Genomic DNA, 18,743 nt, shown 5'->3' with positions numbered 1-18,743 from the left:
GGCTTTTTGACCTCCCCCGCCGACGACCCGGGTATGACCGATCTCGACATCGACCTCGTCCTCGTGCCCGTCGACGGCAGCGAGGAGTCTCACGAGGCGGTCGATTACGCCATCGCACTCGCGGCGGAGTACGACGCGAGCGTCCACGCGCTGTACGTCCTCGACGAGGAGGTCGTCCGCGCCATCGACCACGGCGTGGTCGACGAGAGCGAGGTGGCCGACGACTCCGAGGCGTTCACCGACTCCGTCGCCCGCCGCGCGGAGACGGCCGGGGTCCCCCACAGCAACTCGATCGCCTACGGCTTCTCCACGTCGGTGAAGACCGTCCACCCGGGAAGCGTCGTCCTCGACACCGCGGAGGAGTTGGAGTCGGACTTCATCGTGGTCCCGCGCGAGCCGGTCTCCGGCGACCCCGGCGAGGTGCTGGGGAAGGCGGCGGAGTATGTCCTCCTGTACGCGAGCCAGCCCGTGCTGTCCGTCTGATGGTCGGCGGCCTCCTCCCGGCCGGCACGACCCTGCCGCCCCTCCCGCACCTCCTCGCCGTCCTGCTCGCGACCGGCGGGGTCGTCGCCGCGCTTCGCCGCCGCCGCCCCGCCGTCACCGGTCGCCGGGTGCTCGCGCTCGCGCCGTGGATGGCGCTCGGCTCCGCCGCGCACGTCCTCTACGTCGTCGACGCGCTCCCGCCCCTGATCGCGCCGCTTGCGGGCTCGCCGACCGTCTACCTCACCGTCGGGTCGCTGGCGGGCGCGGCGTGGCTCGCCGCCGACGCCGCCCGTCCCGAACGGGTCGGGGGCACGCTCGCGACCGCCGGCGCCGCCCTCCTCGTCCCCGTCGTCGCGGCCGCGGTCGGGGCCGGACTCTCCCCCGTCGGCGCGCGCTGGTCGGCCGTCGCGCTCGGGCTCACCGTTCCGATCGCCGGGGGCGCTTGGCTCGGGCTGACCCGCTTCCGGCCGGAGGTCGCGGTCACCGGCGGCGTCGGCGCGCTCGCCGTGTTCGGGCACGCGCTCGACGGCGTCTCGACCGCGGTCGGGACGACGCAGCTCGGCTTCGGCGAGCGCACGCCGGTGTCGCGGATCCTCTTAGAGATCGGCGGACTGCCCTCGCTTCCGGTGATCGGCGACGGGTGGCTGTTCCTCCTCGTGAAGCTCGCGGTCGCGAGCGCCGTGGTCTGGCTGTTCGCCGCATACGTCCGGGAGACTCCGGGAGAGGGCTACCTCCTCCTCGGGTTCGTCGCCGCGATGGGGCTCGGCCCCGCGGCGCACAACCTGCTGTTGTTCTCCGTCGCCGCCTGACCGGGGGCTGCGGGTCGTAACGCCTCACCATACGGCGAGCGCGAACACGACCGCGACGCTCGCCAGCATGACGGCTTGGACGAACGCGCTGCCGAGGACGCCGACGGCCGCGTACGCCGCCTGCCGGGCGGCCGCCTCGGGGTCGTCACCGTTCCCGTAGAGGGCGACGACGAAGACGGTCCCGGCCAGCCCGACGACGAGTCCGATCGGTCCCAGCGGGATCAGCAACGCGATGCCGACCAGCGTCCCGGCGACGACGGTCCGGGTCGACGCGCCGCCGAGCCGCCCGGAGACCATGCCGGACACCAGGTCGACGGCGGAGGCGAGCAGCGAGACGGCGACGAGCGCGACCAGGACGGCGAGCCCCGGCTCGGCGAAGCCGGTGGTGTACGCGTAGGCGAGGACGGTCAGCGCCGCGAGGACGCCGCTGGGCACGAACGGAGCGAAGGCGCTGGCCGTCCAGACGACGAGCAGCGCGATCGCAAGTCCGGCCGCGGGAGAGACCATACGAGGCAGACGCGTCGCGCGTTCAAAAACGCGTCTACCGTCGCACCGTCTCGGGTCCCGTCACTTCGGGACGTACACGAGGGGTTCGTACCGGTGGGCGGCGTACGGCTCGGCGTCGTCGGCCAGCGAGAACACGCTCTGCGGCCACGTCCCCAACACCTCGTGGATGCGTTCGTACGAAAGCAAGTTCTCGCCCGCGAGAACGAGTCCGAACCGATCGGTGAAGCGCTCGGGGTCCCACACGGCGTCCTCGCCGAGGTGTTCGTGCGGCGCTTCCGCGATCCGGTTGTAATGGGCCCGCGCGAGCCGGTTGTGGTAGTTGAAGACGAGACCCCCGCCGGGTTCCACCGCGCCGTAGAGGCGTTCTATTGCCCGTGCGATGTCCGCCACGTAGCACAGCGTGAACAGACAGGAGACCACGTCGAACCGGCGGTCAGGGTCGAACTCCGGAAGGACCGCCCGCTCGAAGGCGACCTCGCGGTCGGCTTCGCGTGCGCGTTCGCGGTTCGCCGCGAGGACCGCCTCGGCGGCGTCGTACCCGACGACGGTCGTGTCCGGGTAGCGCTCCGCGACCTCGAACGCGAGGTCGCCGGGCCCGCATCCGACATCGGCGTACGCGTCCGGGCCGTCGCGGAAATTGGCGTCCAGAAACTCGACGAACGGCTCCGCGACGAGGTCCGCGCTCGGCCCCGTGTCCTCGCGCACCGCCTCATCGGCTCCGTCCCAGTACTCGCCCCAGTCGATAGTCCCCGCGTATTGGGTCTCGGTCATCGTTTTGTGGAAGTGATATTTTTGGCGTTCCCTGACCTTTCGGTCGGTTGTTTCGGCCTCAGTCCGAGAATAGAAAAGGAATCGACGAGCAAAAAACTTACCAAAAATATTTACTTTACTGTTTGCTTACTATTTCGAGACGCAGAGAATTATATTTTGGGGTCCCGTAGCCGCGTTCCGTCGGACTCGTCCGTAGAACCCGTCGAAACCACTGTCCGACCACGCGTCGACGCCCGTTCGAACGAGGGCGACTCTCTCCGAACAGTTACAGCCCGCTCGGGCAGTGTTCTGACCCGATCCGCGTGGCCCGCAGAAGTGTGCGTAAACCCGTCTGACGCCGTCGATGCCGGTCCGGTTCGACGCCGTCAGTCCTCTTCCTCGACGACTTCCGGGTCCTCGATGGCCGACTGGAGGGAGTCGAGCCCGTTGACCCACTCGGAGACGAGGCCGTACTCCAAGTCCTCGACGAGTTCGATGTCGAGCGTCTCGCCGTCGATGACGCGCGTCCCGGCCTGAACGACGTAGCCGAGCGCGGCGTCAAGGTCGTCGCCCTCCTCGGCCTCGGCGGCCGCGCGGACGAACTCACTCACGTCGCCGTCGACGACGCCGCCGACGAGATACTCCTCGGCCGCGTAGAAGACGGGGACGAGCGAGGTCTGGACGCCGTCGATCAGCATCACCTTGTCCTCGTCGTCGAACTCGACGTCAGCGAGGACGATGTCGCGGATGTCGCGGACCTCCTCGACGGCGCGGTCCTCGTCGATGCGGTCCTCGTCGAACGCGGCCAGCACCTTCACCACGGCGATCGCGGCGTCGTCCTGAAGGTTCAGGAGGAGCCGCGCGGAGTCCTCGTTCTCGGGGTCGATCTCCTCTTCGGCCAGCCTGTCGAGCCAGTTCTGCCAGCGTTCGTCGGTATAGAACGTTTCAACGGCGTCGTCGTCGGTCATGTCCCGTACGTCGCCCGGCCAACTCAAATGCCTTTCCTATCGATCGCCGCCCGAGAGACCGTCTCACTCGCGTGAATCCTCGGATTCAGGACTCGCGTTCCAGCGTCGCTTCGGTGTCGATCCCGTACACGGCCCGGGGAGTCTCGACGTGCGCCCGGCGGACCGCCTCGTCGTGTCCCGCCTCCAGCAGCCAGCGCACCCGGCGCGGGACGGTCTTCGGCCCGAGGACCATGCCCGGACGGTCCGGGTCGTCGACGAAGTCGGTCTCCATCAGGAACGGCTCGCCCGCCTCGGCCGCGCGCTCCAGGCGATCCTTGTCGCTCATCACGCTCGGCGTGACGCCGGCGAGTTCGCCCGCGGCGTAGTGTTTGACGACGCGCGACGGGTCCAGTCCCGACTCCTCGGCGACTGCGGCGAGGTCGGTCAGGTCCTCCGTGGCCTCGGTGTGGAGCTGGACCGCGCAGTCGACCTCCGCGCCGAGTTCGAACGCCCGCCGCGTGACCGCGTTCGACGCCTCCCAGACCGCGTCGCTCACGTCGTAGTGTGGGCGGCCGGACTTCAACGCGAGCGCGTCGCCCTCCGCGACGTACTCGCTCGCGACCTCCAGCCCGCCCCGCATGAGGTCGCGGGCCGCCTCGGGGGAGAAGTCGCGCTCGTCGATGAGCCGGCTGATCAGCCCGGGGTGGACACCGAGGACGGGCCACGCGCGCCCTGGTAAGACCTCCGACGCGGCCGCGACCGTCTCCAGCGTCTCCTCGAAGACGGCCCGGAAGTCGTCCGGCTCGTCCGGCTCGACGCCCAGCAGCCACGAGGGCTTGTTCACCACGAGCAGGTGGGTGCCGCCGAGCCGGACGAACTCCTCGACGGCCTCGATCCCGCGGCCGTGTCGGGGGTCGAGGTGGAGGTGGTCGTCCAACACCGGCGTGCCGAGGTCCTCGCTCATGGGCGACCGTTCGGCCGCGCGCGATTAGAAGGATCGGTCCGCGGCGGTCGGGGGCACGGGGGCCGAGAGGGCGACGGACTCGCCGCGCCCGCTCAGTCAGCGCGGTTCGCCGCGAACTTCCCGTCGGGCCGGGGGACACGGCGGGGAGCTCGGCCTCGATGGCCTCGCGCCGCCCCTCGAACTCCCCGGGCAACACCAGCCGCTCGCCGAGCGCGTCGAGCGGCTCGTCGCTCGCGTAGCCGGGGTCGGCGGTGGCGAGCTCGAAGAGGACGCCCGCGAACTCCCGGAAGTAGACCGAGCGGAACCAGTGGCGGTCGATCTGCTGAGTTGGGCGCAGCCCCATCGACGCGACCGCGTCGCGCATCCCGGACTGGTCGGCGTCGGTCGGTGTCTGGAACGCGACGTGGTGGACCGTGCCGCGGCCGGAGCTCCCCTGTCGGTCCGTCTCGACGACGTCGACGTACTTCCCGACCGGGCCGCCAGCCGCGAAGCGAGTCCGCTCGTTCCCGGCCGCGTCGTCCGCCTCCGTCTCGGCCGCCGTCAGCCCCATCGTCCGGAGGAGCCGTTCGGTCCGCTCGGCGTCGCCGAGCCACAGCGTCACGGAGTGGAACCCGCGGATCGCGGCCGACTCGGGGACGAACGCGGTCCACGCCGTCGTCGGATCGTCGTCGGGAACCTCGACCGCGACCAGCTCGACGGGGAGCCCGTCGGGGTCGCGGAAGGGGAGGACCGCCTCGCCGAACCGCTCCTCGCGGGCGTCGTAGTCGACGCCGCGCTCGTCGAACCGGTCCTCCCAGTAGTCGAGGCTCCCCTCGGGCACCCGGAGCGCGGTGCGCGAGACCTGACCGGCGCCGACCTCGCCCTCCGGGAGCTCCGTCCACGGGAAGAATGTCATGCTAGTGCCGGGCGTCCCCTCCGCGTCGCCGTAGAAGAAGTGGTACGTCCCGGGGGCGTCCTGATTGATCGAGCGCTTCACGAGCCGGAGGCCGAGCGTCTCGGCCCAGAAGTCGAGGTTCCGCTGCGGGTCGCCGGCCACGCAGGTCACGTGGTGGATTCCGGGCGTCGGCGCGGGGCCGTCGCCGGTTTCGCCGTCTGTCGAGTCGGGTCCGTCGGTCATGTTACCCCGTAGGTCCCGGACCGACTTGAATCGGCGCGGACACGGATGTTACCGGGTCCCGGCGGCGGTGAGCCGGCGGGGCGACCGGTCACCGAGCCAGCGCCATCGCCCGCTCGATCCGCTCTCTGAGCGCCTCGAGCCGGTCGCCCACGGCGCCGACCGCCGCCAACACCGGATACGTGACGTCGAGGTCCTGGTAGCAGTACCCCGGGAGGTCGAGGTCGCCGTCGAGCGCGAGCCGGCGCGTGTGCTCGGCGAGCACGCGCTGGCGGCGCGCGGCGATCCGGTCGCAGTCGTCGCGGAGCGCCGCGGTCCGGGTCCGGCAGGCGTCGAGCGCGCCGAACCCGGCCGCCGCGTCGTCCCCCTCGTCGCCGAGTTCATCGTCGATCGCCGCGATCTCGGACCGGATCGGGTCGAGGCGGGACGCCGCGCGATCGATCGACTCCAGCTCCGACTCCACGGCGTCGAGGAACGCCTCGCGCTCCTGGACCGCGGTTTCGGCGGCGCTCAGCACCGACCGCTTGTACTCCTCGCGGAAGCAGTCCGTCCGGGTGAGCGCGTACGCCAGCTCGGGGCCGAACTCCTCGGCGACGCTCCGCTCGTAGGTGTCGTCGTACTCCTCGGCGTAGTGCGGGACCGACATCACCGTGGCGCGATACGCGTCCCTGACCGTAACGAGCCGAGAGCCGGGGGCCGCGGCCGCGTCGCCGCGACCGCCCGCCCAGTCGCCGACCGCACTGCGCATCGCGTCGGCGACGCCGGCGAACCCGCCGGGCGCGGAGGCGTCCGCGGGACCGGTGCCCCCGCTCTCGCCCGGAATCGACGACACGCGGCTCCGGAACGCCCGGAACGCCTCGCGCTCGTCGACGACCCGGCGCCGCTCGACGCGGAGCGCGGCCCGCGCCGCCCGGATCGGATCGCTCCCCTCGTCCGCGTGAATCGCTGCCATGTGTCGCGGCACGGCGACACCTCCCGTAAACGCTTATATGAGACGTATCCGCCACACCGGACGGCTCCGGAGGGGTATATAGCTCTCGGGCCGGGGACAGCGACTTTCCCGCTCCGCCGCCGATCGGCGGTATGGAGAAGGTTGCCCTCGCCGAGGCGTTCGGCTCGTTCGGGGAGACGTGGTCCCCGCGGCTCGCGGGCGAACTCAACGGACAGGCGGTCAAGCTCGCGAAGGCGGACGGCGAGTTCGTCTGGCACAGCCACGCGGACGCCGACGAGCTGTTCTTCGTTCACTCCGGGCGGCTCCGGATCGAGTTCCGCGAGGCGGACAATGTCGTGCTGGAGGAAGGCGAGCTCACGGTCGTCCCGCGCGGGACGGACCACCGCCCCGTCGCCGAGCCGGAGGCCGAGATCCTGCTGTTCGAACCCACCGAGACGCGCAACACGGGCGACGTCGAGACCGACGAGACCGTGACCGACGTGGAGCGGCTGGACTGAGTCACGAGACGACGGCGCGCGCGAGCGACCCGAACAGGGGGAGCGCCAGTCCCTCGCCGACCGTGAGGTAGACGACCGGACGCATCCCCGGCACCGCGGCGGCCGCGGAACCGAGACCGACCGCGAACGCCGCGAGCGCGACGATACCCGCACCGAGCGCGTACGCGACGCCCCGCCGGACCGTCGGCGCGACGAGCGACGCGAGCGCGCCGGCGGCGATCAGCCCGAGCCAGTGGACCGTCGCGAGCGCGACGCCGACTCCCAGCGCGGCGACGAGCGCGACCGCGTGAGAGCGCGGCTCCGTCCGGACGCGTCCGAGGAGGGGCAAGGAGTCGTCGGGGGCCGGCGCGTCGTTCGGGGACGGCGCGTCGCTCACTGCGACCCCTCCGTCGGGGGGTCGAACCGAACCGCCGGTTCGCCGCCCGCGCCGAGCGGCATCGGGCGCTGGTCGTTACCCAGCCAGCGCCGGAGCTGGTCGTCGTAGTGTTCCGAGAAGTAGTCCCCGGAGTTCCCGCCCGGGAGGACCGCGGTCGCGTCGGTCCCCGGGCGCACCACCATCCGCCAGCTCGACCCGACCGCGGACTCGACGCGGTAGTTCTTCACCGTCGCGGGCGAGCCGTCAGCGGACAGTTCGTCGTAGTTCAGGAACGCCGCCTCGCCGCCGAGGGGGTGGGTCATCGCCCGCGTGGTGTTGTAGTCGCCGTACGTCTCCCAACCCTCCTCGCCGATCTCGTCGAGCGCGTCGTGGAGGGCCGCGGCCGCGAGGTCGCCGCGCGAGCGCCCCTCGAACAGTGGGTCGTCGTCGGGGAGCCGCGCGAGCGTCCAGTCGCTCGGGTAGTAGGACTCGCCGAGGCCGCCGTCGGAGAAGGCGGGCTCGAAGACGCGCTCGCGGAACTTCGGCAGGTACCGGGCGAACAGCAGCGCGGCCCGGGAGTCCCGTCGCATTCGGTAGTTCCACTCGTCGAGGGCGTCCGCGGCGTCGACGAGCGGCGGATCGGGGTCGTCGCGGTCGCGGACCGCGGCGACCAGTTCGGGGACGAGTTCCGGGCCGCGCCCGTCGCGCACGTCGTTCTGGAGGGCGCGGTGGAAGTCGGGGTCGGTCGACCCCTCCCCCCCGTCGATCGTCCCCTCGAGACGGTCGGCGATCCGGGCGCCGCGGTACGGGGTCGCGTAGTCGACGCCGACGTAGTGGATCGGGTCGTCGATCGGGCGCTGGTTGGCGGTCGACAGCGCGTCGGGGTCGATCGCGTGCGGCTTCTCCGCGAAGGGGACGAACCCCTCCCACGACGATTCACCGAACGGCTCGAACCCCGCCCACTCCCCCTCGCCGGCGGAGCCGTCGAACACCCGGTCGCCGTCGACGACCTCGCCGTCGGTGCGGCGGATCGGAAGTTTCCCGGTCGCGAAGTAGAGCGTGCGGCCGTCGGCGTCGGCGTACACGAGGTTCTGCGTGGGGAGATCGAAGTTGCGCGTCGCGTCGAGCAGGTCGTCGATCCCCTCGCTGCGTCCGTACGCCTCGATGGCGACGGTGGTGCGCGTCGCGGTGTGGCCGGTCCACGCGACGCCGACCGTCTGATCCTCGCGTTCTATCAGGGGGCCGTGGACGGTTCGCCGCACCCGGACCTCCCGGTCCTCGCCCCCGGCGACCGGGATCGTCTCGCGCTCGTCGACTTCGAAGGGGCGCCACTCCCCGTCGTACTCGTAGCGGTCGCCCGCCTCGTCGATATCGTACCGGTAGCAGTCCAGCACGTCGGCGCCGAGGTTGGTGAACGACCACGTGCCGCGGTCGTTCGCGCCCGCGATGACGAACGGGACGCCCGAGAACGTCGCGCCCCGCACCGACCGCTCGGGGGTGTCGACCGACTGCTCGTACCACAGCGGGGGCGCCTGAAGCGAGAGGTGCGGGTCGTACGCGACGATCGGGCTCCCGCTCGCGGCGTGCTCTCCGGAGACGACCCAGCTGTTCGAGCCGACCCCCGTCGGCGACTCGAAGCCGGAGAGCCAGTCGGTCAGTTCGGGGTCGACGGGGTCGGCGCCGCCCCCAACGTTCGAGGTCGCCTCTAGGTTCGGCGCGCGCTCGCCCGCCCCGCGAAGGCTCTCGGCGCCCCTCCCCTCGGAGAGCCGCGTCTCGGTCCCGTCGAGGATCGGGTCGTCGTGGTCGTACCGCGTCGGAAACAGCGTCTCGGCGCGCTCGGATCCGAGGCGGTCGGCGACGAGCGCGCGCCGTAGTTCGGCGAAGCTCCCCGTGAGCGTCCACGAGATCTGCTTTTCCATCAGCATCGAGTCGACAGGGGTCCACGGCTCGGGCTCGTAGCCGATCAGCTCGAACTCCAGCGGGAGCGGTAGGTCCTCCCTCGCGGCGTTAACGCCGTCTGCGAACGCCTCGACGAGGGGCCCGGCGCGCGTCTCGGCGACCGCGTCCCACGTGGCCGCGGCGGCGTCGGCGAACCCCATCGCGACGTTGAACTCGTCGCTGTCGAGCGTCGCCTCCCCGATCACCTCCGAGAGCCGGCCGCGCATCACCCGCCGCTGGAGATCCATCGCGAACAGCCGGTCGAACGCCTGACAGTAGCCGACCGCGAAGTACGCCGCGGGCTCCTCGTCCGCCTCGATCTGCGGGACGCCGAACTCGTCGCGGGCGACCGTCGCCGCCCCGTGCGGGCTCTCGACGGTCTCCGGGAGGGACCGGTCGGCGGCGTCCCACGCCTCGCCCGACAGCGGGGCGAACGAGTCGAGGAGGTCGGCCGCGTCGCTCGCCGCCAGTCCGGCGCTGCCGGCCGCGAGGACGCTCGCGAGGACCGCGCGGCGCGTGGTGTCGCGTGTCACCTCACGACCGACGACCCGATTCCTCATTATAATTTGGATCGGATCGGGGAGGTTCACGTACCCGAGCGTGAGCAGTGCACGACGGCGCAGCCGTCAGTACGCGCGGACTCCAGTCTGCGCGCTCTCGGACACGCCTAAAAAAAAGCCGCGGCGGCGCTACTCCTCGGCGGCGGGCTCTTCGACCTCCTGTTCTTCGGCTTCCTCTTCCTCTTCGGAGCGGGCGGCCACGAGGGCCCCGCTGGCGACGCTGTACATCGGCTCGTCCGGCGAGTGGACGCCGCTGATGGAGAACGGGATGTTCGCGTCTTCGAGGTGGTCGGCGAACAGATCTTCGAAGCCGTTGGGGCTCGAGGTCCCGCCCGTGACGACGACCGGAACGTCGAGGCCCTCCTCGATGTCCTCCTCGTCGACCTCGCTGGTGATGTTCTCTATCACGTAGTCGAGCAGGTTCTCGTAGTAGATGGCGAGCGCCCCCTCGACGCCCCCCACGTCTGTCCGGAAGTCCAGCTCGAAGTCGTCCTCTTTGATCGAGGTCACCTTGTCGACCGGCGTCCCGGTCGCCTGAGCGGTCTGCTCGTCGACCCAGTCGCCGCCGCGGGCGATGGAGAACTTCATGACCGGAACCGCGTAGTACGCCAGACAGACGTTGGTCATCCCCGCGCCGAAGCTGATTCCCAGCCCGGTGAAGTTGTTGTCTGCCAGCTCGGAGTAGATGACCGCCATACCCTCGTTGATCGGCTCCGGGTCGTACCCCATGTCGCCGAGCATCGACTCCAGCGTTTTCTCGTGATACAGCGTCGAGAGGTCCGAGTCGATGGGGTCGGCCGGACTGGAGTAGTAGAGCCGCTCGTTGTGCCGCGACGGCTCGCCGACGACCTGCTCCGTGATGAGCTTGATCATCGGGATCGCCGAGGACTCGTCGCTCGAGAGGATCCCGTGTTGCATCGGGCGACGGGTCTCTTGGTTGAAGATGTTCGCGAAGTTGAGCGCGTCGTCGCCGACGACGTACACCTGATCGTCTTTTCGGATGTGGAGGACCTCGCTCCGGGAGAGCATCTGCTCGGCCATGTCGCTGTACTCGATCTCGACGAACGAGTTCCGCTGTTGCACGAAGACGGTTTCTGCGCCTTCCTGACGCGCGGAGAGAATATTCATCGTGCCAACGTCAAGTCCCTTGGCCATACGCCAACCTCAAAGCGAATCCACATAAGTTTTCGTAGGAAGACAGGATGCCTAGAACAGCCCGCGGATCCGGTCGATGAGCCCCTCGCCGGCCGCCTCGGCCTCCTCCTCCTCGCGCTGCTGTTCGCGGAGCTCCCGGAGCGCGGCCGCCTGGTCGTCGGTCCCCTCGCCGCTCGCGGTCTCGACCTCCCCGCCCTGAAGGCCCTGTAGCTGTGAGACCGCGTCGGAGACGTTGCCGTCGCTGGTCCGGGTCTCGATCCCGGAGTCCGGCAGATTCTCGCTGTCGATGTCATCGATGGCGCTCGTGTCGAGGTTCAGCCGTCGCGTCTCCGTGCGGCTGACGCCGCCCCACGAGAGCTCCGCGTCGTCGAGCGCGCTGTCGATGTCGGACCGTACCTGCTCGTCGCTGACGGTCTCCGTCTCCTCAGCGTCCGCTTCGGTCGACTCGGCCTCGCCCGTCTCGTCGACCGCGCGCTCGACCCGGTGGGCGACGAGGGCCGCGCCGGTCGCGGCGACCACGAGCGCGATACCGACGCTGTAGAGGGCGATGACCTGCGCGCTGTAGTCCGGCGGCACGGTCACGTTCCAGTCCTGCGGGTAGGCCCATACGAAGAGGCCGACCGCGACGAGGTCGATCACCGAGCCCGCGGCGGCGACGTACAGCATCCGCTTGTCGACCGGCAGCAGGACAACGATTCCGAGCAGCAGCGCCGGGAATCCGACCGCGCTGGCGACGCCGGCGACCTCGCGGATCGCGTACGAGGACGACGAGGCCGCCGGCAACGTCGCGCTGTAGAGGAACACCACGACGCTGACGGCACCCGCGACCAGTCCGACGAAGAAGAGGCCGAACCCGGCGTACACGTCGACGGTCCGGTCGGGGTCGCCGATGTATCGTCGGTAGTACCGGAGGAGTTGGTTCGAGTCGGTCGCCTCGCTCATACGGGAGCGTTCCGCCCCGACTGTAATCATTGTTCCCCCCGACCCTAGTCCTTAACAACTCCGCGACTGAGGTTCAACTGATCAACAGTGGAGCCGGACTGTCCACGGTGTGGCGACAGCCTGACCGCGTTCACGCTGGCGGGCGTCGAGGCGCTCGCGTGCGAGGCGTGCGGCTACGTCGGCGTCGAGGCCGATCACTCCGGCGATCGGACGGTCGTCGAGAGCTGGGACGACGCGCTCCGGCGGTTCCACGAGGAGTCCTGACCCATGCCATCGATTGACATCACTGACGACCAACGCGACCGCATCGCCGCGCTGCGCGAAGAGCTCACCGACGCGCACGCCGACAGATACACCTCGGTCACACTGCCCGACACCGTGGCCTACCTCCTCGACCTCGCCGACGCCGTCGACGACCCCGACCGCCGGGCGGCGGTCGATACCAACCGATCGGAGGCCGACGACGACGACGGCGGGTTTCCGCGGGAGCGGCTCGAAGCGCGGCTTCGCGAGCGTAATCGCCGCCACAGCGACGCAAACCCGGACGACCCGATGGACCTGTACAGCATCGCTGCGGAGTACGACGTCTCGGGCCGCAGCAGCATGACCAAGGGAGAGCTCGTGACGGCGATCCTCGACGTCGCCGAACGGCGCTACACGGCCCCGTTCGCGCCGGTCGACGTCGAGTTACCCGACGCCGACCACGACGGTGGCTCCGGAGCAGACACCGACTCCGCCGAGGGCGGTTCCGAAGCGGACCACGACGACGACGACGGTAGTTCCGAAGCGGACCACGACAACGCCGAGGACGGCGGCGACGAGAGTGATACCGCCGCCGAGTCCGACGCCGGCGACCAAGCCGGAGACGACGGTCAGCTCAACGCGATGTTGAGCCTGCTCGAAACGCACAGCGACAAGTGGGACTCGGCCGACGGCGACGCCCGCTACGAGGTCGAACTGCCGGACGGGAGCGTTGAGACCGCGCGCACCAAAGACGACGTTCGCGCGGCCCTGTTTAAACACTACTAACGATGGGACTGCTTGACACACTCAGATCGTGGCTCGGCCTCGGCGGCGACGGCGACGGCGACGGCGACGCCGACGCCGACGGAGACGGGGACCCACACGCGAACGCCGAGGTCGATACCCCGGCCGCCGACGAGACCGACGGCTCGGCCGCCGACGAAACTGGCACCGAGGCCGCAGCGGAGCCGAAACTCGATCCGAGCGGCGTGACCGAAACCCGGGTCGAATCGACGGACAGCGCCGTCGACGCACTCAAGCAGGCTCGTAACGAAGGCGGCGACGACGACACCGGGGCGACTCCTGCCGACGGTCCGAGCGTCAGTGCCGATCCGTCGACCGAACGGCGTGACTCCGACGCGTCCGCGGACGACGACTCGTGACGCCACTCCCGCCTGTGAACACCGCGGCTTCCTGTACCGGGGAAGCAGTCGCTCACGCTACGCTGAGGCGGCTTCTAACCTTTATCAGTCCGACCCGCGTAGATACATGTGGTGTGTTCACGTGAAACTCGCATTGATCGGGGTCGGACAGGCAGGTGGGAAGGTAGTCGACGAGTTCCTGGCCTACGACGCACAGACGGGCGCAGACATCGTTCGGGGAGCGATCGCCGTCAACACGGCGAAGGCGGACCTCAACGGGATCGACCGCCTCCCGGAGGACCGCCGGATCCTGATCGGGCAATCGCGGGTCAAGGGCCACGGGGTGGGCGCGGACAACGAACTGGGCGCGGAAGTGGCCGAGGAGGACATCGACGAGATCCAGGGGGCGCTCGACTCGGTGCCGGTCCACGAGATCGACGCGTTCCTCGTCGTTGCGGGGCTGGGCGGCGGGACGGGATCGGGTGGCGCACCCGTGATCGCGAAGAACCTCAAACGGATCTACACCGAACCCGTCTACGGGCTCGGCATCCTCCCCGGCAGCGACGAGGGCGGGATCTACACGCTGAACGCCGCCCGCTCGCTCAAGACGTTCGTCGACGAGGTGGACAACCTCATGCTGTTCGACAACGACGCGTGGCGCAGTTCGGGCGAGTCCGTCGGAGAAGGGTTCGACGCGATCAACAGGGAGTTGGTCCAGCGGTTCGGCGTGCTCTTCAGCGCCGGCGAAATCACCGAGGGGAGCGACGTCGCCGAGAGCGTGGTCGACTCCTCCGAGATCATCAACACGCTCAAGGGCGGCGGCATCTCGTCGCTGGGGTACGCCGACGTCGAGGTCGACGAACCGAAGCGGTCGGGGTTGCTCTCGCGGTTCGGCAACGATTCGAACGAGGGGATCGACAGCACGGAGGCCACCAATCGGATCACGAGCCTCGTCCGGAAGGCGACGCTCGGTCGGCTCACTCTGCCGTGTGAGGTGAGCGGGACGGAGCGGGCGCTGCTCGTCGTCGCCGGGCCGCCGGAGTATCTCAACCGGAAGGGCATCGAGCACGGTCGCAAGTGGCTCGAGGAACAGACCGGGTCGATGGAGGTCCGCGGCGGCGACTACCCGCGACGCGGCGAGGGAACCGTCGCGGGGCTCGTCCTGCTCGGCGGCGTGACGAACGTCCCGCGAGTGAAGGAGCTTCAGCAGGTCGCGGTCGAGGCGCAACAGAATCTGGGCGAGATCACCGACGAGAGCGAGGACCGCTTCACCGAGCTGATGGATAGCGACGGGGAGCTGGAGTCGCTGTTCTGACCGTCATCGCCTACTCGGAGCCGTCCTCCGAGGCGCCTCGGGCGGGGCCCGCTCCGGCACCCGGCCCGAGAGCGTGAGACGCACGCGCGGCGGCGATCACGCGGACGCGGTCGGCGAAGTGCTCGATCCGTTCCACCGACCCGGGGCTCTCGCATGCGAGCGGCCCCGAAGCGGAGTCGCTCGACGCTCGGTGCCGGGGGAGCGACCTCGTCACCGATCCTCGGTCGACGGCCGCCCGTCGACGAGGATGTCGAACGACTCCTCGATGTCGCCGAGCACGAGCAGCGCGTAGTACCGGAGGTACGTCACGACGGGGACCTGTGAGAGCGTCCCAACGACGAGCAACGCGACGCCGAACAGCACCGCGAGCGGGACGAGGAGGGCGAGTCCGAGCGGCGACGTCACCGAGACGGTCGCGTGTACGATCGCGACCGCGACGAGGAGGGGGACGAGGAGCGCGAACGCGACGAGCGCGAACGCGATCGAGACGACGACCCCGGTGGCGACCGTCAACAGGAACGCGACCGCGACGTACGCCAGGTACTGTTTCCACGCCGCCCTGACCGACGGCCAGAGGCGACGCCACGCCGCGACGACGCCCGAGTCCGACTGAATCATGAGCGGCACGACGAACGCGGTCGTGAACCCCGAGACCAACGCGTACCCGGCGCTGATGAGAGCCAGCACCGGGAGCCCGACGAGGAACGCCGTGGCGGAGTGCGCGGGGTCGCGCCCGGTCAGGACGGGAACGGCGAGCAGTGCGACCCAGCCGCCGAACAGCGCGAGCACCGGGAGTCCGATCGCGACTCGGAACCCGAACAGGGGGATCCCCTGCCGCCAGCGTCGGCGCCAGTGGCGTCGGAGCGACACCTCGCCGGTACAGAGCGACTCGATCAGCACGAACTCCATGACCGCTCCGACCAGGCCGAACAGCCCGAGGAGCAGGAGGCCGACGGCGACGACCGCGGCTGCGAGCGTCAGCAGCTCGACCGGGAGCCCGGAGGGAATTTCGCCGGGAGAAACCTCTCCCGTCGGAGCCGACGTGCTGAACTGTGTCGTCGGGAAGCTCACGCCACCGCCGACGAAGAACACGACGACCGCGAGCTTCAGCCAGCGGCGCACGGTGACGGGCGTCAGAAACGCTCGAGTGACACCGAGCGCTTTCTCGACGTTTTCGACTGCGTGGAGGGCCATGCGTCGAGGTACACGGATCGCGTAGTTAGCCCTTCTGGTGGCTTCCGTCGGGACTTACCGCGGCGCCTTCAGGTGCGGGAAACGTACATCCGTCGCCCGACCGTAGGAGATGCTGATGGAGGTCGCGCTGATCACGGTGGGTGACGAACTGCTCTCGGGCGACACGGTGAACACGAACGCCAACTGGCTCGCCGCCGAACTGAGCGAGCGCGGCGTCGCCGTGGCACGGATCCTCTCGATCCCCGACGACAGGGGAGAGATCGCCGACCGAGTCCGGGAGTACGCCGCGGACTTCGACGCCGTAATCGTCACCGGCGGCATCGGCAGCACCCCCGACGACGTGACGGTGGAGGCGGTCGCGGACGCGTTCGACCGCGAAATGGCCGTCACCGACCTCACGCGCGAGTCCGTCGAGCGCCGGCTGGCGGCGATCCGCGAGCGGGTCCCCGACCGCGAGTTCGACGTCGACGTCGAGGCCGAAGCGGCGGTCCCCGAGGGGAGCCGCCCGCTGGTGACCGACGCGGGGCTCGCGCCCGGCTGCGTGGTCGAGAACGTCTACGTCCTGCCCGGCATCCCGGACGAGCTGAAGGCGACCTTCGAGACGGTCGCCGACGAGTTCGCCGGGGACCGCCGCTCCCGGTTCCTGTACACCGTCGAACCGGAGTCGAACATCGTGCCCGCGCTGCGGGAGGCGATGGACCGGTTCGATGTCGCCGTCGGCTGTTACCCCGATCGCGAGGCGGACCACAACCGGCTGAAGGTGACCGCCACCGACGACGACGCGCTCTCGGCGGCCGCGGCGTGGCTGCTGTCGAACGTCGACGCGAGCGAGACGCCGGTGTCTCGCGACTGGTGACGCGGGCGACGCGGGCAACGCGGGCGAGACGACTCAGTCCGCGGGCTGTCCGCCGTCGACGGAGTCGGTCAGGCCTCTCGGTCGTCGCGATGTCCGCCACCATGACGCTCGCCGCCTCCTCGGCGAAGCGCAGCGCCGAGGCGCGGCCGATGCCCGAGCCCGCACCGGTGACCGGCGCCGTCTTCCCGCCGACTCCGCTCACGATTCGATGTCTCGGTCCCGCCGGCGCCTCAAATCCCTTCAGGAACAGGGACCGACAGCGTCGAGCGGTAACGGCCGACCATCGCCTCCGGTCGCCCGTCCGGACCGGTGGGTGACCAGCGAAAAGAGCGTATTGGCGCGAGCGACTCGGTGCCACGGCTGCTCCGCGACGTCTCAGCCGTCCGCGGCGGGCGTCTCGTCGGCGGGGCTGGCCGAGATCCGTCCGCTGCTGTGGACCGAGACGACACACTCCGAGAGAACGAACTTGACCACCCCGGTCGAGGGCGTCGCCTCCCCGTCGCCCTCGCCGAACAGTCGGCTGAGGGCCGCCGCGTGCGCGCGGTCGTACCGGGACGCGACCGTCGAGCGGGCCGTCCCGGTGGCGTTCGAGACGGCCTCGGTGACGGCCTCGTAGAGGGCCGACTCGTCCCAGTGAGCGAGCTGGCGGTCGTGCCACGGTTTCGTCGATTCGTCGGCGGATCGGGGATTGCGGGTCATTGGTCGAACGCGGGCGTCGGTTCGCCCGTAACTCCTACTGAACGTTCGGTAAGTATCAACCTTTCGTCCGCGTTTGGCGTCGAAGGGGACGGCTCCCCGTCGGTGTTCGGAAGCCGCCTCTAGCGCCGTATGACGGGACTTCTGGCAGGTGGAAGATTTTGAGACCGCGGAAAGCGCTCTCGGCACACACCCAGAGACGCGGACGAAGCACTTTTACCTACCGAACGTTCAGTATTTAGTATGGCACGCGTTTCGCTCCGAAAGAATCCGCTGCTCGCCGCCCTGTTGGGGACGTTGGCCACCGGGCTTGGCCACCTGTACCTCCGGCGTTGGGTCCGCGCCCTCGGGTGGCTCTCGGCCAGCTTCGCCGCGACGGTCCTGTTCGTCCCCGAATCGACGCTGTCCGCCGTGAGTTCGGGGACGCTCGTGGACCCGTTCTCGCTGCTCCCGCTCGTCCTCGTCACCGGTATCAGCGTCCTCGACGCGTACCTCGTCGCGAACGCCGAGCGTCGGTCCGACGACGCTCGGGCGAGCGATGCGGCGGGAGAGACGGAGGCGGACGAATCGCCGACCTGTCCCGCCTGCGGGAAGCCTGTCGACCCGGACATCGGGTTCTGTCACTGGTGTACGACCGAGTTCGAAGCCCTCGACGACGCCGGCACCGGACGGGTCGACGAGCGGGGAGACGAGTGACGATGGCCGCCGACGCACCCGAGCGGGACTGGAGCGCCGCCGAAGCGGAGATCATGGAGGCGACCTACCGAGCGCTGCTCGAACACGGCTACGCCGGGCTGTCGATCTCGCGGATCGCCGCCGAACTCGGCAAGTCCAAGGCCGCCATCTACTACCACTACGACGCCAAAGACGAGCTCCTGGCAACGTTTCTCGAGTTCGCCGTCGACAGGTTCGAAGCGACCGTCGCGACCGAGACCGGCGACGAGCCGACGGCCGACCTCGAACACGTCATCGAGAAGCTCCTGCCGCTCCAACCGGACGAGGAGCAGCGCCAGCTCCAGGCCGTCTTGGTCGAGCTCCGGTCGCAGGCCGTGACGAACGAGGTGTTCCGCGAGCAGTTCACGCGGATCGACGACCGGTTAGCGGCCGCCATCCGGGATATCGTCGAGCGCGGCATCGACGAGGGGACGTTTCGCGACGTCGACCCGTCGCGGGTCGCAGAGCACGTCTTGGCGACTGTCAACGGCGCGATGTACGCCCGCGCGACGACCGATCGCGAGAGCGCCGCGGCGGCGACCCGGGTCTCGCTCGCCTCGTACATCGACTCCGAACTCCGGCGTCACCCGTGAGCGGAGCGGTGACACGA

21 protein-coding genes and 2 pseudogenes are annotated in these 18,743 nt (G+C 69.9%); 10 read left to right on the top strand and 13 right to left on the bottom strand.

The features are described from left to right. Positions 1–33: 33 nt before the first annotated feature. Both EXE41_RS10335 and EXE41_RS10330 read left to right on the top strand, forming a co-directional pair. Complete coding sequence (locus EXE41_RS10335) at positions 34–483, top strand: universal stress protein (protein WP_049930984.1); 450 nt, start codon at positions 34–36, stop codon at positions 481–483. Next, the gene (locus tag EXE41_RS10330; RefSeq protein WP_137690953.1) at positions 483–1,292 is read left to right on the top strand and encodes a DUF63 family protein; all 810 of its coding nucleotides are present in this window, start codon (positions 483–485) and stop codon (positions 1,290–1,292) included. Before EXE41_RS10335 ends, EXE41_RS10330 begins: the two co-directional genes overlap by 1 nt. Positions 1,293–1,316: 24 nt before the next feature. Here the strand turns inward: EXE41_RS10330 and EXE41_RS10325 are convergent, their stop codons facing one another. The 6 genes and pseudogenes from EXE41_RS10325 to EXE41_RS10300 all read right to left on the bottom strand — a co-directional run bounded on the left by EXE41_RS10325 (position 1,317) and on the right by EXE41_RS10300 (position 6,526). After that, positions 1,317–1,799 carry a DUF456 domain-containing protein gene (locus EXE41_RS10325; RefSeq protein ID WP_137690952.1) on the bottom strand — a complete coding sequence of 161 codons (483 nt, stop codon included), beginning with the start codon at positions 1,797–1,799 and terminating at the stop codon, positions 1,317–1,319. A 60-nt stretch (positions 1,800–1,859) separates the two neighbouring features. Continuing rightward, a complete protein-coding gene (locus EXE41_RS10320; protein ID WP_137690951.1) occupies positions 1,860–2,570 on the bottom strand; it encodes a trans-aconitate 2-methyltransferase in 711 nt (236 codons plus the stop codon). Positions 2,571–2,935: 365 nt separating this feature from the next. Further along, positions 2,936–3,517 (bottom strand): DUF2150 family protein, encoded by a 582-nt coding sequence (locus EXE41_RS10315; protein WP_049930992.1) that lies wholly within the window; start codon positions 3,515–3,517, stop codon positions 2,936–2,938. An 85-nt stretch (positions 3,518–3,602) separates the two neighbouring features. Beyond that, entirely contained in the window at positions 3,603–4,460 is an 858-nt protein-coding gene (locus tag EXE41_RS10310) for a TatD family hydrolase (RefSeq protein ID WP_137690950.1), read from the bottom strand. Between the two features lie 92 nt (positions 4,461–4,552). Then, positions 4,553–5,577: pseudogene (locus EXE41_RS10305) on the bottom strand (VOC family protein). A gap of 88 nt (positions 5,578–5,665) precedes the next feature. Continuing rightward, positions 5,666–6,526 (bottom strand): hypothetical protein, encoded by an 861-nt coding sequence (locus EXE41_RS10300; RefSeq protein ID WP_137690949.1) that lies wholly within the window; start codon positions 6,524–6,526, stop codon positions 5,666–5,668. A gap of 131 nt (positions 6,527–6,657) precedes the next feature. On the opposite strand from EXE41_RS10300, the gene EXE41_RS10295 reads away from it, so the two are divergent. Beyond that, the gene (locus tag EXE41_RS10295; RefSeq protein WP_137690948.1) at positions 6,658–7,023 is read left to right on the top strand and encodes a cupin domain-containing protein; all 366 of its coding nucleotides are present in this window, start codon (positions 6,658–6,660) and stop codon (positions 7,021–7,023) included. A 1-nt stretch (position 7,024) separates the two neighbouring features. Here EXE41_RS10295 and EXE41_RS10290 read toward each other — a convergent pair whose 3' ends face one another. The 4 genes from EXE41_RS10290 to EXE41_RS10275 form a co-directional block, all read right to left on the bottom strand. Continuing rightward, positions 7,025–7,399 carry a hypothetical protein gene (locus EXE41_RS10290; protein ID WP_394348110.1) on the bottom strand — a complete coding sequence of 125 codons (375 nt, stop codon included), beginning with the start codon at positions 7,397–7,399 and terminating at the stop codon, positions 7,025–7,027. Next, positions 7,396–9,849 (bottom strand): penicillin acylase family protein, encoded by a 2,454-nt coding sequence (locus EXE41_RS10285; RefSeq protein WP_137690947.1) that lies wholly within the window; start codon positions 9,847–9,849, stop codon positions 7,396–7,398. The genes EXE41_RS10290 and EXE41_RS10285 overlap by 4 nt, the downstream gene beginning before the upstream one ends. A 156-nt stretch (positions 9,850–10,005) precedes the next feature. Beyond that, positions 10,006–11,031, bottom strand: a complete 1,026-nt coding sequence (locus EXE41_RS10280) for a cell division protein FtsA (protein WP_049931005.1) — start codon at positions 11,029–11,031, stop codon at positions 10,006–10,008. A gap of 51 nt (positions 11,032–11,082) precedes the next feature. Beyond that, a complete protein-coding gene (locus EXE41_RS10275; RefSeq protein WP_137690946.1) occupies positions 11,083–11,973 on the bottom strand; it encodes a permease in 891 nt (296 codons plus the stop codon). Positions 11,974–12,060: 87 nt separating this feature from the next. Here EXE41_RS10275 and EXE41_RS10270 point away from each other — a divergent pair, with 87 nt between their 5' ends. The 4 genes from EXE41_RS10270 (at position 12,061) to EXE41_RS10255 (ending at position 14,673) form a co-directional block, all read left to right on the top strand. Next, on the top strand, positions 12,061–12,237 hold the full coding sequence (locus tag EXE41_RS10270; RefSeq protein ID WP_080508566.1) for a zf-TFIIB domain-containing protein: 177 nt from the start codon (positions 12,061–12,063) through the stop codon (positions 12,235–12,237). Positions 12,238–12,240: 3 nt separating this feature from the next. Further along, on the top strand, positions 12,241–13,002 hold the full coding sequence (locus EXE41_RS10265) for a Rho termination factor N-terminal domain-containing protein (protein WP_137690945.1): 762 nt from the start codon (positions 12,241–12,243) through the stop codon (positions 13,000–13,002). A 2-nt stretch (positions 13,003–13,004) separates the two neighbouring features. Further along, positions 13,005–13,379: a hypothetical protein gene (locus EXE41_RS10260; RefSeq protein WP_137690944.1), complete on the top strand. Its 375-nt coding sequence runs from the start codon at positions 13,005–13,007 to the stop codon at positions 13,377–13,379. A gap of 121 nt (positions 13,380–13,500) precedes the next feature. Next, positions 13,501–14,673 carry a tubulin/FtsZ family protein gene (locus EXE41_RS10255; protein WP_080508569.1) on the top strand — a complete coding sequence of 391 codons (1,173 nt, stop codon included), beginning with the start codon at positions 13,501–13,503 and terminating at the stop codon, positions 14,671–14,673. Between the two features lie 210 nt (positions 14,674–14,883). Here EXE41_RS10255 and EXE41_RS10250 read toward each other — a convergent pair whose 3' ends face one another. Then, the gene (locus EXE41_RS10250; protein WP_086216453.1) at positions 14,884–15,867 is read right to left on the bottom strand and encodes a hypothetical protein; all 984 of its coding nucleotides are present in this window, start codon (positions 15,865–15,867) and stop codon (positions 14,884–14,886) included. 115 nt (positions 15,868–15,982) lie between these two features. Here EXE41_RS10250 and EXE41_RS10245 point away from each other — a divergent pair, with 115 nt between their 5' ends. Further along, positions 15,983–16,723 (top strand): molybdopterin-binding protein, encoded by a 741-nt coding sequence (locus EXE41_RS10245; protein ID WP_086216452.1) that lies wholly within the window; start codon positions 15,983–15,985, stop codon positions 16,721–16,723. A gap of 85 nt (positions 16,724–16,808) precedes the next feature. On the opposite strand, the pseudogene EXE41_RS19625 reads toward EXE41_RS10245, so the two are convergent. Together EXE41_RS19625 and EXE41_RS10240 are read right to left on the bottom strand one after the other, a co-directional pair. Then, positions 16,809–16,925, bottom strand: a pseudogene (locus tag EXE41_RS19625) (short chain dehydrogenase); the annotation flags it as partial. A 173-nt stretch (positions 16,926–17,098) separates the two neighbouring features. Next, positions 17,099–17,422, bottom strand: a complete 324-nt coding sequence (locus tag EXE41_RS10240) for a HalOD1 output domain-containing protein (RefSeq protein ID WP_137690943.1) — start codon at positions 17,420–17,422, stop codon at positions 17,099–17,101. 240 nt (positions 17,423–17,662) lie between these two features. Here EXE41_RS10240 and EXE41_RS10235 point away from each other — a divergent pair, with 240 nt between their 5' ends. Further along, complete coding sequence (locus EXE41_RS10235) at positions 17,663–18,115, top strand: zinc ribbon domain-containing protein (protein WP_086216450.1); 453 nt, start codon at positions 17,663–17,665, stop codon at positions 18,113–18,115. Positions 18,116–18,117: 2 nt separating this feature from the next. Continuing rightward, on the top strand, positions 18,118–18,726 hold the full coding sequence (locus EXE41_RS10230; protein WP_086216449.1) for a TetR/AcrR family transcriptional regulator: 609 nt from the start codon (positions 18,118–18,120) through the stop codon (positions 18,724–18,726). The last annotated feature ends 17 nt before the right edge of the window (positions 18,727–18,743 follow it).

It is taken from the genome of Halorubrum sp. SD690R, assembly GCF_005435035.1.
Lineage (GTDB): Archaea > Halobacteriota > Halobacteria > Halobacteriales > Haloferacaceae > Halorubrum > Halorubrum ezzemoulense.
This window is presented reverse-complemented; position numbering and strand designations above follow the sequence as displayed.

Excerpts from the sequence above, each read along its gene's own strand:
- EXE41_RS10335 (WP_049930984.1), top strand. The coding sequence starts at position 34 with ATGACCGATCTCGACATCGACCTCGTCCTCGTGCCCGTCGACGGCAGC.
- EXE41_RS10315 (WP_049930992.1), bottom strand. The coding sequence starts at position 3,517 with ATGACCGACGACGACGCCGTTGAAACGTTCTATACCGACGAACGCTGG.
- EXE41_RS10330 (WP_137690953.1), top strand. The coding sequence starts at position 483 with ATGGTCGGCGGCCTCCTCCCGGCCGGCACGACCCTGCCGCCCCTCCCG.
- EXE41_RS10300 (WP_137690949.1), bottom strand. The coding sequence starts at position 6,526 with ATGGCAGCGATTCACGCGGACGAGGGGAGCGATCCGATCCGGGCGGCG.
- EXE41_RS10310 (WP_137690950.1), bottom strand. The coding sequence starts at position 4,460 with ATGAGCGAGGACCTCGGCACGCCGGTGTTGGACGACCACCTCCACCTC.
- EXE41_RS10235 (WP_086216450.1), top strand. The coding sequence starts at position 17,663 with ATGGCACGCGTTTCGCTCCGAAAGAATCCGCTGCTCGCCGCCCTGTTG.
- EXE41_RS10320 (WP_137690951.1), bottom strand. The coding sequence starts at position 2,570 with ATGACCGAGACCCAATACGCGGGGACTATCGACTGGGGCGAGTACTGG.
- EXE41_RS10295 (WP_137690948.1), top strand. The coding sequence starts at position 6,658 with ATGGAGAAGGTTGCCCTCGCCGAGGCGTTCGGCTCGTTCGGGGAGACG.
- EXE41_RS10265 (WP_137690945.1), top strand. The coding sequence starts at position 12,241 with ATGCCATCGATTGACATCACTGACGACCAACGCGACCGCATCGCCGCG.
- EXE41_RS10230 (WP_086216449.1), top strand. The coding sequence starts at position 18,118 with ATGGCCGCCGACGCACCCGAGCGGGACTGGAGCGCCGCCGAAGCGGAG.
- EXE41_RS10260 (WP_137690944.1), top strand. The coding sequence starts at position 13,005 with ATGGGACTGCTTGACACACTCAGATCGTGGCTCGGCCTCGGCGGCGAC.
- EXE41_RS10275 (WP_137690946.1), bottom strand. The coding sequence starts at position 11,973 with ATGAGCGAGGCGACCGACTCGAACCAACTCCTCCGGTACTACCGACGA.
- EXE41_RS10325 (WP_137690952.1), bottom strand. The coding sequence starts at position 1,799 with ATGGTCTCTCCCGCGGCCGGACTTGCGATCGCGCTGCTCGTCGTCTGG.
- EXE41_RS10240 (WP_137690943.1), bottom strand. The coding sequence starts at position 17,422 with ATGACCCGCAATCCCCGATCCGCCGACGAATCGACGAAACCGTGGCAC.
- EXE41_RS10245 (WP_086216452.1), top strand. The coding sequence starts at position 15,983 with ATGGAGGTCGCGCTGATCACGGTGGGTGACGAACTGCTCTCGGGCGAC.
- EXE41_RS10250 (WP_086216453.1), bottom strand. The coding sequence starts at position 15,867 with ATGGCCCTCCACGCAGTCGAAAACGTCGAGAAAGCGCTCGGTGTCACT.
- EXE41_RS10280 (WP_049931005.1), bottom strand. The coding sequence starts at position 11,031 with ATGGCCAAGGGACTTGACGTTGGCACGATGAATATTCTCTCCGCGCGT.